The organism is Spirillospora sp. NPDC048911 (genome assembly GCF_043198015.1).
Classification (GTDB): domain Bacteria; phylum Actinomycetota; class Actinomycetes; order Streptosporangiales; family Streptosporangiaceae; genus Spirillospora.
Genome location: NZ_JBICUD010000006.1, coordinates 669991 through 685217 on the forward strand (window position 1 = coordinate 669991; position 15227 = coordinate 685217).

Sequence of the window (15227 nt, forward strand, 5' to 3'; positions counted from 1 at the left end):
GTTTCGGCGGGCCTCAGCGACGGCGGGAGTGGAGGAAGTCGGCCATGCGGCCGATCGCCTCTTCCAGCTCGTCGGCGTGCTGGAGCGTGACCACGCGGAAGTGGTCGGTGTCGGGCCAGTTGAAGCCGGTGCCCTGCACGACGAGGATCTTCTGCTCTTCCAGGAGGTCGAGGGCGAACCGCATGTCGTCCACGATCGGGTACATCTCGGGGTCCAGGCGCGGGAAGACGTAGAGGGCGCCCTTGGGCTTGACGCAGCTCACGCCCGGAATGTCGTTGAGGAGCTTCCAGGCGCGGTCGCGCTGCTCGCCCAGCCGCCCGGTGGGAAGCACCAGGTCGTCGATGGTCTGGTGGCCGCCGAGGGCGGCCTGGATCGCGTGCTGGCCGGGGACGTTCGGGCAGAGCCGCATGTTGGCGAGGATGTCGAGGCCCTCGATGTACGACTCGGCGTGCTCCTTGGAGCCGGAAAGGATCACCCAGCCCGAGCGGAAGCCCGCGACGCGGTAGTTCTTGGAGAGGCCGCCGAAGGTCAGGCAGAGCAGGTCGGGCGCGAGGGAGGCGATCGACGTGTGCGTCGCGCCGTCGTACAGGATCCGGTCGTAGATCTCGTCCGCGAAGATGATCAGGTTGCGGCGCCGGGCGACCTCGACGAGCTGCTCCAGCACGGCGCGGGGGTAGACGGCACCGGTGGGGTTGTTCGGGTTGATGAGGACGAGCGCGCGGGTGCGGTCGGTGATCTTCGACTCGATGTCGGAGCGGCTCGGAGCCCAGCCGGCCTGCTCGTCGCACAGGTAGTGGACGGGGGTACCGCCGCCCAGGCAGGTCGCCGCCGTCCACAGCGGGTAGTCCGGGGCCGGGATCAGGACCTCGTCGCCGTCGTTGAGCAGCGCCTGGAGGGTCATCACGATCAGCTCGGAGACGCCGTTGCCCAGATAGACGTCCTCGACGTCCAAGCCCATGAGGCCGTGCTCGTTCTCGTACCGCTGCACCACCGCGCGGCGGGCGGACAGGATCCCCTTGGAGTCGCTGTAGCCGTGCGCCTCCGGCAGATTGCGGATCATGTCCTGAAGGAGCTCGGGCGGGGCCTCGAAGCCGAACGGGGCCGGGTTGCCGATGTGCAGCTTCAGGATCCGCTGCCCCTCGGCCTCCAGCTCCTTGGCCCGCTTGAGCACCGGCCCGCGGATGTCGTAACAGACATTGGTGAGCTTCGACGACTGGTTCACCTGCATGAAACAAATCTAGTCCTGCCCGCCGGCCCTCGTCGGGCCGAGGCCTCCGCCGGCCCGTGGCACCCCTGGAACTCAAGGGGACGCCACGGGCCGGCGAGGTCGCGCGGAGCCGTCCTCACGGACCGGCGATGGCGGTGAGGGCGGCCAGCCGGGAGGCGCGGCGGGCCGGGCGGACGGCCGCCAGAGCGCCGGCGAGGGCGCACACAACGGCGATGATCGTCATGGGCACGAGCTGGGCGGTGAACGGGTCGCCCAGCGCCCGGGTCAGCGCCCAGCCGAGGAGGACCCCGAGGCCGATGCCGCCGGCCGTGCCGAAGAGGGCGACGATCACCGACTCCCAGCGCACCATCGAGCGCACCTGGGACCGGGTGGCGCCGACCGCGCGCAGCAGGCCGAGCTCGCGAGTCCGTTCGTGGACCGACAGCGCCAGCGTGTTGGCGATGCCCAGCAGCGCGATGATGATCGCCAGGGCCAGCATCGCGTAGACGATGCTGAGGAAGGCGTCCATCTGCTCGGTCTGGCTGTCGACGTAGGCGTCCCGGTCCTGCACCTTGGGCGCGCCGTACGGCTTGACGACCGCCTCGATCGCCCGCTGGGCGTCGGCCGCCGAGACCCCGGGCTTGAGCTCGACGAACGTGGCCCGGTCGAGCGGCTGGCGGTTGTGCGCGCTCCACGCCGTGCGCGGCAGCACGTAGTCGCCCGCGACGTCGTCGTTCCGGTAGATCGCACCCACCGTGAACGGCTGCCTTGAGCCGTCCGCGAACGTCACCGGGACCGTGGAGCCGATCGTCCACTTGTGGTCGTCGGCCGCGTCCTTCGACACCGCGAAGGTGTCGGCGGTCGCGAGGCTTCCGGCCGCCACGTCCAGCGCCAGCACCTTGCCGAGCCGCGCCGGGTCCGCGATCCGGACATCGGCGTTGTCGGTGCCGACGCGGACGGCGCCCTGGCCGAGCCCCGCCGCGTTCGCCACCTGCGGCAGCTTGGCGACCTCGTCGGACACCTTCGAGCTGAAGCCGCCCTGGTCGTTCGAGCCGGCGTTGACCACGAGCGCGCCGTGGAACGACCCGGCCACCCCGTCCTCGACCGACGCGCGCAGCGACCCGGTGAAGACCGTCATCAGCGTGACGACGCCGACCCCGACCATGAGCGCGGTCGCCGCACCGGCCGTCCGGCGCGGGCTGCGCGTCGCGTTGTCGCGGGCGAGCGTGCCCGGCACGCCGCGCCAGCGGGCCGCGGGACCGCCGATGATCGAGGCGGCCGGCCGGGCGGCCACGGGGCCGAGCACGACCATCACGATCAGGCACATCACCGCGCCCGCGCCCGCCATCGCCAGCGACCCGGTGAGCGCGCCCCAGACGACGCCGCCCACGGCGACCGCGGCCAGTACCGCCCCGATGATGGTCCGCGACTCCGACGGGCCCGGGCGTTCGGCCGCGACCTCGCGCAGCGCGGCCAGCGGCGGCACCTTCGCGGCCCGCAGCGCCGGTCCGAGCGCCGACAGCAGCGTGACGGCCAGGCCGACGGGCACCGCGATCAGCACCGTGCCGAGGCCGATCACCAGCCCCTTCGCGGGCGGTCCCATGCCGACGGCGGCGAAGAGCGACTGCAGCAGCGCCGCGCAGCCGAGGCCGCCCGCCAGCCCGGCCGCCGTCGCGATCGCGCCGATCGCCAGCGCCTCGGCGGCGACCAGCGTGAGGATCTGGCGGCGGGAGGCGCCGACCGCGCGCAGCAGCGCCGACTCGCGGGTGCGCTGGGCGACCGTGATGGCGAACGTGTTGTGGATGCTGAACGCGGCCACCAGCAGCGCGACGCCGCCGAACGCCGCGAGGGCGGTCCGGAAGATCCCGAGGAACTGCCCGACCCGGTCGCGGTCCTGCGCCGCCAGCTCGTCACCGGTGACGGCCTCGGCGCCCGGCGGCAGGACGGGGCGGATGCGCTCGGCGAGCGTCTCCTGCGAGACGCCCGGCGCGGCGCGGATCGTCACGGCGGTCACCTTGTCGGCGCCCTTGGTCACGTGCTCGCGCATGCCTTCGAGCGTGAACGCGGTGAAGGACGTGCCGCCGAAGCCGTCGTCCTCGCCGAACTTGCTGATGCCGACCACGGTCACCGGCACCCGCTGCGGGGTGAGCACCGCGGTCCGGTCGCCGACCTTCAGCTTTCCCTTGTCGGCGGTGCCACGGTTGATCACGACCTCGTCCGGGGTGCGCGGCGCGCGCCCCTCGACGATCCGATACGGGTTGAGCTTGGGATCGGTGATCCAGTTGCCCGCCACAAGGGGGCCCTGGGATTCGATCACCTTGCCGTCCACGGTCAGCGGCTGGCCCGAACCCTGCATGACCGGCTCGGCCACCGCGACACCCGCGACGCCGCGGACCCGGTCGACCGCCGAGCCGTCGATCTCGCCGCGCAGCTGGCCCGGCATGTCGGTGACGGTGGTCGCGTTGCGGACGGTGACGTCGGTGCCGGCGTACGCGTTGGCGAAGAACCGGTCGATGTTGCCGGCCAGCGTGTCTCCCAGGACGAGCGTCCCGGTGAGGAACGCCACCCCGAGGAACACCGCGACCAGCGAACCGGCCAGCCGGCGCCGGTGGCCCCACAGCTCCTTGACGACGAGCCCGGTCATGACGTGCCTCCGAGTTCACCCATGCGGTCGAGGACGCGGGCGGGGGTCGGGCCGGTCATGATGTCGACGACCTTTCCGTCCGCCAGGAAGATCACCGCGTCGGCGTGCGCCGCCGCGACCGGGTCGTGGGTGACCATGGTGACGGTCTGCCGCAGGTCGTCCACCGCCTCGCGCAGCAGCCCCAGCACCTCGGCGCCCGACCGGGAGTCGAGGTTGCCGGTGGGCTCGTCCGCGAAGATGATCTCCGGCCGGGTGGCCAGCGCCCGCGCCAGCGCGACCCGCTGCTGCTGACCGCCCGACAGCTCGGACGGGCGGTGCCCGAGCCGGTCGCCGAGCCCCAGCACCCGGACGATCGAGCCGAGCCACTCCTCGTCCGGGCGGGTGCCCGCGAGCGTCATCGGAAGCAGGATGTTCTCCCGCGCGGTGAGCGTCGGGATGAGGTTGAACGCCTGGAACACGAACCCGATCCGCTCCCGCCGCAGCCTCGTCAGCCGCCGGTCCGAGAGCGCGCCGAGCTCGTCGTCCCCCACGAACACCTGCCCGGACGTCGCGGCGTCGAGCCCGGCGACGCAGTGCATGAGCGTGGACTTGCCGGCCCCGGACGGCCCCATGATGGCGGTGAACCGGCCGCGCGGGAACTCCACGCTGACCCCGTCGAGCGCGCGCACCGCCGTGTCACCCGACCCGTACACCTTGGTCAGGTCGATCGTGCGAGCCCCGGCCGTGCCGGCCGCCGTCGTGCCGCCCGCGGCCGTCGTTCTGCCCGTCGACGTGCCGGCCTCGCGCACGGCGCGCCTTGCTTCCGCTGCGTTTCCCATAGCTGCGTTTCCCATGGCTGCGTTTCCCGTCGCTGCGCTTCCCAGTGCTGCCTTTGCCATGACGGGATCGTCGTCGCAGGGTTCCCGGGGCGTCGTCGGGTGAGGAGAGGCATCACCGCTGCGCCCCACGGAGCAGCGTCGCCCATGTCCCTACGCCCCCGGGCGCAGGGACGAGTCATTGACTCCGCGTCCAATTGTGATGCGCGCAACATACAAGCAGGCTTGCTTGCTTGTAAGTGCGCTCGTACCGTCGTAGTCGTGTCAGTGAGCAGCCGCCGGCGCCATTCGCGCAGGCACAGCGAGAGCAGCAGCCGCCGGACCCAGGAGGAACGGCGGTCGCGCACCCGGGCGCGCCTGCTGGAGGCCACCATGGAGTGCCTGGTCGATCTCGGCTGGGCCGGCACGTCCACCACCGAGGTCGCCCGCCGGGCCGGGGTCTCGCGGGGCGCCCAGCAGCATCATTACCCCACCAAGATGGAGCTGGTCGCCGCCTCGCTCGAGCACATGCTGGAGGCGCAGCGGCTGGCGTACGAGACCGCCTTCGCGATCCTGCCGCCCGAGCGCCGCAACGTCGAGGGCGCGCTCGACCTGCTCTGGGAGGTCTTCCGCGGCCGCCCGGCCAAGGCCCTGCTGGAACTGGCGGTCGCCGCCCGCACCGACGAGGAGCTCCGGCCGCTCTGCCGCGACCTCAACGAGCGCGTCCTGCAGGTCGTCCAGGAGACGTTCGAGCGGCTGTTCCCGAGCACGACACTGCCGGAGGACCTGGTGGGGACCATGCTGCGCGGCATCATCGCGATGTTCGTCGGCCTGTCGGTACAGAACGCCCTGGACGACGACACCGACGGCCACCAGGCCGCCGTGCTGGCCCAGGTCAAGAGCGTCGCCCGCCTGATCATCCCCGCGCCCGGCTGACCGCCCGTCCCGTCCCGTCACCCTCACCCCTCAGCCCTCGCCCCTCCCCCCAATCAGCCGTACGCATCACCTCAAGGGAGCCCCGACATGACGAAAGCCCCCGCAGAGCTCGCCGAGGAAGTGCGCGAGCAGGTCAGGGACAAGAAGTCCTATCTCGGCGTCATCGACCGCCTCAACAAGGCCTCGGTGGAGAAGCACTGGGAGGCCTACGCCGACATCCCGTGGGACGACCCCGACTTCCAGGTGAGGCAGGACGACCCGCGCTGGGTGCTCCCCCCGTTCGACCGGCTGGGCGAGACCGAGTGGTACAAGTCGCAGCCGCCGGAGATCCAGTCGCGGATCGGGCTGTGGCGCGTCGCCACCGCCATGAAGATCGGCCTGCAGTTCGAGAACCTGCTCAAGCGCGGCCTGCTCAACTACGCCTACCGGCTGCCGAACGGCCGGCCGGAGTTCCGGTACGTCTACCACGAGACGACCGAGGAATGTCATCACGGGATGATGTTCCAGGAGTTCGTCAACCGCACCGGGATGCCGATCAAGGGCATGCCGCGCGCCCTCAACCTGGTCGCCCAGGTGGCGCCGTGGATCCCGCTGGTCAACACCGAGCTGTTCTTCGTGTTCGTGCTCGGCGGCGAGGACCCGATCGACTACGTGCAGCGCAAGTCGCTCAAAGGCGGGCACATCAAGCATCCGCTCGAAGAGACCATCATGAGGATCCACATCGCGGAGGAGGCCCGGCACATCTCATTCGCCCGGCACTACCTCAAGCACCGGGTGCCGGGCATGAACCCCGTCCGGCGGCGGATCCTCGGCGTGGTCACCCCGATCATCCTCGGCGTGATGGCCCGGATCATGCTCTCCCCGCCCGGCCCGATGGTCCGCCACTTCGACATCCCCAAGGACGTCGTCCGCGAGGCGTACAAGAACCCCGAGGCCCAGGCGGAGATCTGCGCCTCGGTCGGCAAGATCCGTGACCTGATGGCCGAGCTCGGCCTGATCAACCGGCGCACCAGGCTGGTGTGGAAGGCCTTCGGCATCTGGGACACGCCCAGGGTCCGCGGCGCCGCCGCGAAGGCCGCCTAGCCATGGCCGTCACCCACGACCGGCACGGGCCGACGGCACGGGCTGATCGCGCGGGTTCTTTCGCGCTGAACTGCTAAGACGCGCGACGAAAAGCATCACACACGGACAATACGGCGTCCCTACCGACCAGTAGAATCACTCTATTAACTCCTGATCCAATTAAGGCCGGCCGGATCCTCCCACCCTTGCTCCGGGCCGGGGCCACTCCCCCTTCGCCCCGGCCCGGATCCTCCCCGCGGCGGGACCCCCGAACATCGAGCGGAGCCACATCCATGAGCATTGCGATCGTGACCGGAGGGGCCTCCGGCATCGGGCGTGCGATCGCCACGTCGCTGGTGAACCGCGGCGACACCGTGATCGTCGCCGACCTCAACGCGGCCGGCGCGGAGAAGGTCGCCGACCGGCTGGGCACCCTCGGCAGGGGCCGGGCGATCCCCGCCGCCCTCGACGTCACCGACGCCGAGGCCGTCGCCGACCTCTACAAGGGCGTGCACGCCGAGCACGGCCGGCTCGACCTGGTGTTCAACAACGCCGGGATCTCCATCGGCGGCGCGGCCGAGGAGCTCACCCTCGACCACTGGGACCGCGCCATCGACATCAACCTCAAGGGCGTGGTCCACGGTGTGCACGCCGCGTACCCGATCATGCTGGAGCAGGGGTCCGGCCACATCGTCAACACCGCCTCGCTCGCAGGTCTCGTGCCGATGCCGCTGGGCATCCCCTACACCGCCACCAAGCACGCCGTCGTGGGCCTGTCCCTCGGGCTGCGCGCCGAGGCCGCCGGCCGCGGCGTCAAGGTCAGCGTGGTCTGCCCGAGCTTCGTCGACACCCCGCTGCTCACCAACGTCAACCCGGACCTGCCGGAGACATCGTTGAGCGGCGACGCCAAGGACGACATCAAGAAGGCCTCGCCCCGCCTCTACACGGCCGAGAAGCTGGCCCGCGACATCATGCGCGGCGTCGGCAGGAACCAGGCCCTCATCGTGGCCCCGGCCCACGGCCGCGCCGCCTGGCGCGGCGTCCGGCTCAACCCGGGAGCGGCCGTGCGGGTCATCGAGTTCGCCGTCGGCCGCATTCGCGGTCAGTCGTGACCTCGGCGTTCCGGGCGGACGGCGGCGGGCCGGTCCGGACGAGGAGCAGCGCCGCGTCATCGTGGAGCCGCCCGCCGGCATGGGCGTGCAGATCGGCCACCAGCTTGGCGATCAGGCCGCCGGGGCGCTCGTCGTAGAACCTCCGCACCCTGTCGGCGAGCGGATAGAAACGGCCGTCGTCGTCCCTGGCCTCGGTCACTCCATCGGTGTAGAGCAGCAGCCGGTCGCCCTGGCGGAGCGGAATGGTCACGGAGGCAGCCTGGCAGCCGCCCAGGCCGACCAGGCCCAGCGGCGGCGCGGAGGGAACGGCGTCGACGAAGGAGACGCCGCCGCCGGACAGCAACAGCGGCGGCGGATGCCCGCAGGACACCAGCTCGGCGGTGCCGCCGTCCGGGCGGATCTCGACGAGCAGCGCGGTCACGAACTCCTCGCGGAGGTCGTGGGCCGCCAGGTACGCGTCGAGCCGTAACGCCATCCCGGTCAGCGACGTCTCGTTGTGCGCGAGCTCACGGAACGCCCCCAGCACGTCGGCGGCCTTCTCGACCGCGCCCAGGCCCTTGCCCATCGCGTCGCCGACGATGAGCCGGACCCCGTACGGCGTGGCGACCCCGTCGTAGAGGTCGCCGCCCACCTGCGCCTGCTCGGCGGCCGCGAGGTAGTGGCCCTCGGCGGCCAGCGGGCCGAGCCGCCGCGGCACCGGCCGCAGCACCGCGCGCTGCATGGCCGCGAGGACCGCGCGCAGGTCGGCCTGCGCGCAGTCGCTGCGCTGCTGGCGGCGGCACGCGATCCACATCATCGACGACGAGAGCAGGATGCCGGCGACGCTGGTGGCCACGATCACCGGCCGCGCCGGGGCGTGCTGGATCCCGAGCGGCACCGCGACCAGCAGCGCCGCCGCTCCGGCGAGGGCCGCGCAGCGCGGGCAGGTCGGCGACAGGACGGCCACCGGCGGCACGGCCACCAGCAGTGGCATGGCCGTGTACGTGCTGGGCAGCGCGAGATCCAGCGCGAGGATGCCGCCCAGCAGGATCAGCAGAATCGTCGCTGCGGGTACCGACTTCCCGCATTCGGACTGCGGCGTGTGTTCCTGCCAGGGCATGGATTTGGCCGTCCTCAAGGACATGTACCCCAGAGTGGACAGTGGCCGATTGTATCCGTCCGGCCACTCAAGGAGACGAATACTGGAAGATATGGGTTCTTGAGGCTTCGGACGGGCCGCGCCGCGGGGCCGCGGCCCGTCCGCCATGCGATGACTCTATTGCGGAGAGTGATCGACTTGTGGCGAACGTGTCGACCTGACCACTCTAGGTCGCCGCGTACCCATTCGCGGCGGACGGCTACCCCTCGGCGCCGGAGATGTGCTTGACCTCCTCGTCCGGAAGCCTCGGGTAGTGCAGGTCGAACGCCGGCCTCTCGGAGCGGATCCGGGGAATCGACGTGAAGTTGTGCCGGGGCGGCGGGCAGGACGTCGCCCATTCCAGGGAGTTGCCGAAGCCCCAGGGATCGTCGGCCTCGACTCGTGTGCCATGCCGTGCGGTCCGGTACACGTTGTAAAGGAAGAACAGGGTCGATACCCCGAGGATGAAGGCGCCCGCCGTGGACACCCTGTTGAGGGTGACGAATTCCGACGGGTAGTCGGCGTAACGCCGCGGCATGCCCTGCGCGCCGAGGATGTGCTGAACGAAGAACGTGGTGTGGAAACCGATGAACAGGAACCAGAAGTGGATCTTGCCCAGGGTGTCGTTCAGCATCTTCCCGGTCATCTTGGGCCACCAGAAATAGAAGCCCGCGAACATGGCGAAGACGACCGTGCCGAAGACCACGTAGTGGAAGTGGGCCACCACGAAGTAGGAGTCCTGCAGGTGGAAGTCCAGCGGTGGTGAGGCGAGGATGATCCCCGTCAGGCCGCCGAAGAGGAACGTCACGAGGAAGCCGACCGCGAACAGCATCGGCGACTCGAAGCTGAGTTTCCCTCGCCACATCGTCCCCACCCAGTTGAAGAACTTCACCCCCGTGGGCACCGCGATGAGGAACGTCATGAACGAGAAGAACGGCAGCAGCACCTGCCCGGTCGTGAACATGTGGTGCGCCCAGACCGCCATCGACAGGCCGGCGATGAGGATCGTCGCGCCGACCATCCCGAAGTAGCCGAACAGCGGTTTGCGGCTGAAGACCGGGATGACCTCGGTGATGATGCCGAAGAACGGCAGCGCGATGATGTAGACCTCGGGATGGCCGAAGAACCAGAACAGGTGCTGCCAGGTGAGCGCGCCGCCGACCGCCGGGTCGAAGACGTGCGAGCCGAGCCGCCGGTCCGACTCCAGCACCAGCAGCGCCGCCGCCAGGATCGGGAACGCCATCAGCACCAGCAGGCTGGTCAGCATGATGTTCCAGGTGAAGATCGGCATCCGGAACATCGTCATGCCCGGCGCGCGCATGCCGATGATCGTGGTGATGAAGTTGACCCCGCCCAGGATCGTGCCGAAGCCGGACAGCGCCAGCCCCATGATCCACAGATCCGCGCCGACGCCCGGCGACCGGATGTCGCTCGTCAACGGCGAGTAGGCGGTCCAGCCGAACGCGGCCGCGCCGCCCGGCGCGATGAACGAGGCGAAAACGATCAGCCCGCCCAGCAGGAACAGCCAGTAGCTGAGCATGTTGAGCCGCGGGAACGCCACGTCCGGCGACCCGATCTGCAGCGGCATCACCACGTTCGCGAAACCCACGAAGAGCGGCGTCGCGAACAGCAGCAGCATCACCGTGCCGTGGATGGTGAACATCTGGTTGAACTGCTCGTTGCTCACCAGCTGCGTGCCGGGCTCGCCCAGCTCGGCGCGGATGACCATCGCCATCAGCCCGGCCAGCAGGAAGAACACGAACGACGTGATCAGATACAGGTAGCCGATCACCTTGTGGTCGGTGGTGGTGAGCCAGGACACCAGGACGGAGCCCCGGGGACGCGGCCGCGGCGGCGCCTCCGGGAGCGGACGGCCGAGCAGGACCATGCCGGACTCCCTGCGGGACGGGTCCTTCGGGACGGGTCCTTCAACTATTCGCCAGCGCCCAGTGAGACGCAAGACACATTCCTGAACTCCGGCCCCCGCCGCCACATCCGGCCTCACACCAGGCCGGACATAGGCTGGAACATGTGGAAAGGATCCTGGTGAGCGCCTGCCTGCTGGGCCGGCCGGTGCGCTACGACGGCGCCGCCAAGCGCGTGGACGACGAGATCGTCGAGCGCTGGCGGGCCGAGGGCCGCCTCGTCCCCTTCTGCCCGGAGGTGTCCGGCGGGCTGCCCGTCCCGCGCCCGCCCGCGGAGATCGTCGGCGGTGGCGGGGGCGCGGCGGTTCTCGACGGCACCGCCACGGTGCGCACCGACGGCGGCGACGACGTGACCGAGCCGTTCGTCCGCGGCGCGCGCCTGGCGCTCGACGCCGCCCGCCGCGCCGGCGCGCGGATCGCCATCCTCAAGGAGGGCAGCCCGTCCTGCGGCACGATCCGTGTCTACGACGGCCGCTTCACCGGCACGTTCGTCCCGGACCAGGGCGTCACGACCGCCCTGCTGCGACGCGCGGGCATCCGCGTCTTCAGCGAGGAGCAGATCGAGGCCGCGGCCGCCCACCTGCGCGAGCTCGAATCGCCCCGCCCGTAGGGCGTGTCCCAAGGTCGGCGACCGGCTGTCAAGCCATGCCCCGGGGCCTTCCGGACCGTGAGATCAGGGCTACGCAAGGCTCACCCCCGGAGGCTTACGGTTGCGGATCAAACGGGCTTTCGAGTGGCTCTTCCGGTACATCGACGTCCTCGTCGCGCTCGCCCTGGCGATCGTGATCATCGGCCTCGATGTGCTCGGTGTCGCCTCCAGCAAGATCGTGGACAATGCCACCGTCGCCACCCTCGCCGTCGTCGCGATCGTCCTGCTGCGCGACCGGGTGCGGGGCGACGGGCGCGGCGCGGCCGTGCTGGCGTCGGTCGAGCGCGTCGACCGGCGGCTCGGCCGGCTGGAGCGGCGCGCGGTGGTCCGCGAGGTCACCGGCGACGAGTGCAGCGACGCGCTGGCGCACGCGCGCAAGGACGCGGCCCGCTGGTTCTTCAAGGGCTCGACCGGCACGTACGTCCGGGCCGTCACGCTGCCCGAGTGCGTCGAACGGTCCCGCCGCGCCCGCCGCTCGCTCAGGTTCCGCCTGGAGATCCTGGACCCCGCCGACGAGGGGCTGTGCCAGCGGTTCGTCGCGCTCCACCAGCGCCTGGCGACGAGTTCCGAAAGCGCCGAACGATCCTGGACGATGGACGGCACCCGGCGCGAGCTGTACGCGACCGTCCTCGCGGCCTGCTGGTACCAGCAGCGCTACGAGCTGCTCGACATCGACGTCCGCCTCTCCTCCACGTTCTCCCTCCTCCGCTACGAGCTGACCGAGAGCTGCCTCATCATCACCCAGCGCGGGCCGGAGTTCCCCGCCACCATCATCGACTGCGGGACGCCGACGTACGACTGCTGGGAGTCGGAACTGCACGTCAGCCTCAGCAGGCCCGCCGCCTCCCGCTGCACCGCGTCCGCGACATGCCGCTCAGCGAGGAGCCCACCCCCGACGAGATCCGCGCGCTGTTCCGCGCCCTGGACCTCGAACTCCCCGCCGAGTACGAGGAGCGGGACGTGATCAAGCTGGGCGAGATGAGCCTGGCGACCCCGAATCCGTACGAGTAGACGGCGGCGAATCCGTATCCTTCGGCGCATGTACGAGGACTGGTCCGGGCATGTGATCGTGTGGGGCCTGCGTGGTCTGGGCCTGCGCATCGTCGAGCAGTTGCGCGAGGCCGGTGAACGCGTCGTCGTCGTGGACGACGAGGGCATCGAGAGCGGCTGGGACGTCCCCCACATCACCGGCAAGGCCACCCCGGCCGCGACCCTGCGCGAGGCGGGGGTGGCGGGCGCGCTCGCGGTGATCTGCGTCGCGGGCGACGACCTGCGGAACCTGGAGATCGCCCTGATGGCCCGGGAGCTCCGCTCGGACCTGCGCGTGGTCACGCACATCCGCAACGCCGCCGTCGGCCGGGCGCTCGCCGAGGACGCGGGCCCCGGAGCCGTCCTCGACGTCGCGGCGCTGTCCGCGCCGTCCGTCGCCGAGGCGTGCCTGCGCGACACCACGCACGAACTCGACCTGGGCGGCACGGAATTCCTCGTCGCCGAAACCCGGGCGCTCCGGCCGGGAAAGCTCGGCGAGCTCTATGACGTCACCCCGCTGACACTCGCCAGAGGCGACGAGGTGCTGACCTGCCCCGGCCCGGACGAAGAGGTCCAGCCGGGCGACCAGATCACCCTCGTAGGCCGGCCCCAGGAGCTCACCGCACACAACGTCGACGTCACCGACACCGCGGAGGCCAAGCCGATCCGGCGCGGCTCCCTCCGGGAACGCATCCGCTGGGTCTCGGACGAGGCGGGCCCCGGCCTGCGCCGAGCGCTGTTCTCCCTCTGCCTCCTGGTCGCCCTGTCGACCGTCGTGCTCTGGCACGGATACATCGAGCCGGGCATGAGCCCGCTGGACGGCCTCTACTTCAGCATCGAGACCATCGCCACGGTCGGCTTCGGCGACTTCTCGTTCGCGAACCAGCCGACGTGGCTGCGGCTCTACGCCACCCTGCTGATGATGCTGGGCGTCACCAACACCGCCGTCCTCCTCGCCTACCTGACCGATCTGCTCATCAGCCGCCGCCTCGAACGCTCCTCGGGCCGGCGCCGCGCCGCCCGCATGTCCGGTCACGTCGTCATCGCGGGCCTCGGCACGGTCGGCGTCGCGGCGATGAACGCGCTGCACGCCCGCGGCCGCCGGATCGTCGTGATCGAACGCGACGACGAGAGCGCGTTCCTCGACCAGGCCCGCGCGCTCGACGTCCCGGTCATCTTCGGCGACGCCACGGTCCCCGCCACCCTGCACGCCGCGGGCATCTCCCGGGCCGCCGCGGTGGCGGTGCTGACGAGCGACGACATGGTCAACATAGAGACGGCCCTGGCGCTCCGGGACGTCCTGGGCGAACGCTGGCACGAGGTCCCCGTCGTGCCCCGGGTCTTCGACCGCACGCTGGCCCAGACCATCTCCCACCGGTTCGGCTTCGCCTACGTGCGCTCGACGGCGGAGCTGGCAGCGCCATGGTTCGTGGGCGCCGCCCTGGGCCTGGACGTTCTGGGCACCTTCACCGCCAGCGGCCAGCCCCTGATGGCCGGTCGCTTCACCGTGACCAAGGGCAGCGAACTGGACGGCGCGAACGTGCACGACCGTGCCCAAGTGCTGGCCCTGGACCGCGACGGCCTCCAGTTCCCCACCCGGCCCGCCACCTTCCAACCAGGCGACGGCGCCTACGTCATAGGCCCGCATCCAGAACTCCTTCGCCTCCTACAACAATCCCGCACCACCCCAGCCCCAGCCGTCCAGAGCAAACGCTCCGACCTCTCCTAAGGTCAAGCCACCGGATCAACCGGACCGGCCACCGCCAATCCGAAGCCGAGTGTGGGGCGCGCCACGGATCGAGCGCACCCTGCCTTCGAGTCATCCACAGATCGAGCGAGACCTGGTGCCGCCAACTCTGCTGCCTCAGCCTTGGAGCCACGAAGGACAAGAACGACCCGTCACTGGCAGTGGTCCACGAAGAAGCTCAGCGCGGACTGGACACCCAGGAAAAGAACTCCGAGCGCATCGACACCAAGGCGGCAGCCAGGCTGGCGTTCGCCGGCCTGCTGGTCACACTCACCCGCCACGACGAGCGGTTACTTGTCTCGGCAGGCCGTATCGTCGCGGTGACCGCCACAGTGATGGCTCTCTGTGCCCTCTTCCCTGGCCGCGTCGGCGCATGTCGGACCTCCTGCGGCTGCGCCGTTACCTCCCGAGAGAAGCCACCGAAACAAATCGCTACCTCGTTCTCGTCAAGACCGGCTACGAGAACAGAATCGCTCCCGAAACCTCCCGGCGACGCCTCGCATTGCGGGTCGCCCTGGTCTTAGTCGTCGTTTCGATGACGCTCATCACCACGGGAGCTACGCTGAGTGACACAGGAGGGGCAGCGCCATGAGACTGATCAAACTCCGCCCCAGAGAATGTCCGGAGGAGCCGTGGCCGGAGGACATCCTTCGCGCCTTCGGTGATGGCGAAAAGATCAACTGGGCCAAGGAGATCGGCACACGGACGCGCTACGACCGCATGACGGTCGAGCTCTTTACCAGGTGGCACGAGTGGGCCAGAACCGGCGTCGAGCCACCGCCCTGGGGCCGGGTTCGCCGGTTCTTCTGGAGGATCCGCAAGCGCCTGGAGTACGACCCCGAAGCTGCCCCCGAGAACCCGCGAAAATGAGAAAGGCCCCGCCATAATGGCGGGGCCTTTCTACCAAAAGGTGTCCGGCGGTGTCCTACTCTCCCACACAGTCTCCCGTGCAGTACCATCGGCGCTGAGGGGCTTAACTTCCGGGTTCGGGATGGGACCGGGTGT

General features: G+C 70.4%; 12 protein-coding genes and 1 rRNA gene. 7 read left to right on the top strand and 6 right to left on the bottom strand.

The window, feature by feature from the left end:
* Nucleotides 1-13 precede the first annotated feature (13 nt).
* The 3 genes from ACGFNU_RS29535 to ACGFNU_RS29545 form a co-directional block, all read right to left on the bottom strand.
* On the bottom strand, nt 14-1228 hold the full coding sequence (locus tag ACGFNU_RS29535) for a pyridoxal phosphate-dependent aminotransferase (protein WP_392598778.1): 1215 nt from the start codon (nt 1226-1228) through the stop codon (nt 14-16).
* Between the two features lie 115 nt (nt 1229-1343).
* Nucleotides 1344-3851: an ABC transporter permease gene (locus ACGFNU_RS29540; protein WP_392598780.1), complete on the bottom strand. Its 2508-nt coding sequence runs from the start codon at nt 3849-3851 to the stop codon at nt 1344-1346.
* Nucleotides 3848-4669 (bottom strand): ABC transporter ATP-binding protein, encoded by an 822-nt coding sequence (locus tag ACGFNU_RS29545; protein WP_392598782.1) that lies wholly within the window; start codon nt 4667-4669, stop codon nt 3848-3850. The genes ACGFNU_RS29540 and ACGFNU_RS29545 overlap by 4 nt, the downstream gene beginning before the upstream one ends.
* Before the next feature lie 258 nt (nt 4670-4927).
* Here ACGFNU_RS29545 and ACGFNU_RS29550 point away from each other — a divergent pair, with 258 nt between their 5' ends.
* The 3 genes from ACGFNU_RS29550 (at nt 4928) to ACGFNU_RS29560 (ending at nt 7755) form a co-directional block, all read left to right on the top strand.
* The gene (locus ACGFNU_RS29550) at nt 4928-5581 is read left to right on the top strand and encodes a TetR/AcrR family transcriptional regulator (RefSeq protein WP_392598784.1); all 654 of its coding nucleotides are present in this window, start codon (nt 4928-4930) and stop codon (nt 5579-5581) included.
* 87 nt (nt 5582-5668) lie between these two features.
* Entirely contained in the window at nt 5669-6664 is a 996-nt protein-coding gene (locus ACGFNU_RS29555) for a diiron oxygenase (protein WP_392598786.1), read from the top strand.
* Between the two features lie 272 nt (nt 6665-6936).
* Nucleotides 6937-7755, top strand: coding sequence for an SDR family NAD(P)-dependent oxidoreductase (locus ACGFNU_RS29560; RefSeq protein WP_392598787.1), 819 nt, complete (start codon nt 6937-6939; stop codon nt 7753-7755).
* Here the strand turns inward: ACGFNU_RS29560 and ACGFNU_RS29565 are convergent.
* Together ACGFNU_RS29565 and ctaD are read right to left on the bottom strand one after the other, a co-directional pair.
* Nucleotides 7715-8878 (bottom strand): PP2C family protein-serine/threonine phosphatase, encoded by a 1164-nt coding sequence (locus ACGFNU_RS29565; RefSeq protein ID WP_392598789.1) that lies wholly within the window; start codon nt 8876-8878, stop codon nt 7715-7717. The genes ACGFNU_RS29560 and ACGFNU_RS29565 overlap by 41 nt on opposite strands.
* 214 nt (nt 8879-9092) lie before the next feature.
* Nucleotides 9093-10760 (bottom strand): cytochrome c oxidase subunit I, encoded by a 1668-nt coding sequence (gene ctaD, locus ACGFNU_RS29570; RefSeq protein WP_392598791.1) that lies wholly within the window; start codon nt 10758-10760, stop codon nt 9093-9095.
* Between the two features lie 143 nt (nt 10761-10903).
* On the opposite strand from ctaD, the gene ACGFNU_RS29575 reads away from it, so the two are divergent.
* The 4 genes from ACGFNU_RS29575 to ACGFNU_RS29590 all read left to right on the top strand — a co-directional run bounded on the left by ACGFNU_RS29575 (nt 10904) and on the right by ACGFNU_RS29590 (nt 15092).
* On the top strand, nt 10904-11407 hold the full coding sequence (locus ACGFNU_RS29575; RefSeq protein ID WP_392598793.1) for a DUF523 domain-containing protein: 504 nt from the start codon (nt 10904-10906) through the stop codon (nt 11405-11407).
* A gap of 100 nt (nt 11408-11507) precedes the next feature.
* Nucleotides 11508-12410 (top strand): hypothetical protein, encoded by a 903-nt coding sequence (locus ACGFNU_RS29580; RefSeq protein ID WP_392598795.1) that lies wholly within the window; start codon nt 11508-11510, stop codon nt 12408-12410.
* 75 nt (nt 12411-12485) lie between these two features.
* Nucleotides 12486-14204: a potassium channel family protein gene (locus ACGFNU_RS29585; protein ID WP_392598797.1), complete on the top strand. Its 1719-nt coding sequence runs from the start codon at nt 12486-12488 to the stop codon at nt 14202-14204.
* A gap of 606 nt (nt 14205-14810) precedes the next feature.
* Nucleotides 14811-15092, top strand: coding sequence for a hypothetical protein (locus ACGFNU_RS29590; protein ID WP_392598799.1), 282 nt, complete (start codon nt 14811-14813; stop codon nt 15090-15092).
* 42 nt (nt 15093-15134) lie between these two features.
* Here ACGFNU_RS29590 and rrf read toward each other — a convergent pair.
* Nucleotides 15135-15227, bottom strand: a 5S ribosomal RNA gene (rrf, locus tag ACGFNU_RS29595); the annotation flags it as partial.

Bases quoted from the DNA above. Each gene is read 5' to 3' on its own strand.
- ACGFNU_RS29535 (WP_392598778.1), bottom strand. From the start codon at position 1,228: ATGCAGGTGAACCAGTCGTCGAAGCTCACCAATGTCTGTTACGACATC.
- ACGFNU_RS29540 (WP_392598780.1), bottom strand. From the start codon at position 3,851: ATGACCGGGCTCGTCGTCAAGGAGCTGTGGGGCCACCGGCGCCGGCTG.
- ACGFNU_RS29545 (WP_392598782.1), bottom strand. From the start codon at position 4,669: ATGGGAAACGCAGCGGAAGCAAGGCGCGCCGTGCGCGAGGCCGGCACG.
- ACGFNU_RS29555 (WP_392598786.1), top strand. From the start codon at position 5,669: ATGACGAAAGCCCCCGCAGAGCTCGCCGAGGAAGTGCGCGAGCAGGTC.
- ACGFNU_RS29560 (WP_392598787.1), top strand. From the start codon at position 6,937: ATGAGCATTGCGATCGTGACCGGAGGGGCCTCCGGCATCGGGCGTGCG.
- ACGFNU_RS29565 (WP_392598789.1), bottom strand. From the start codon at position 8,878: ATGTCCTTGAGGACGGCCAAATCCATGCCCTGGCAGGAACACACGCCG.
- ctaD (WP_392598791.1), bottom strand. From the start codon at position 10,760: ATGGTCCTGCTCGGCCGTCCGCTCCCGGAGGCGCCGCCGCGGCCGCGT.
- ACGFNU_RS29585 (WP_392598797.1), top strand. From the start codon at position 12,486: ATGTACGAGGACTGGTCCGGGCATGTGATCGTGTGGGGCCTGCGTGGT.
- ACGFNU_RS29590 (WP_392598799.1), top strand. From the start codon at position 14,811: ATGAGACTGATCAAACTCCGCCCCAGAGAATGTCCGGAGGAGCCGTGG.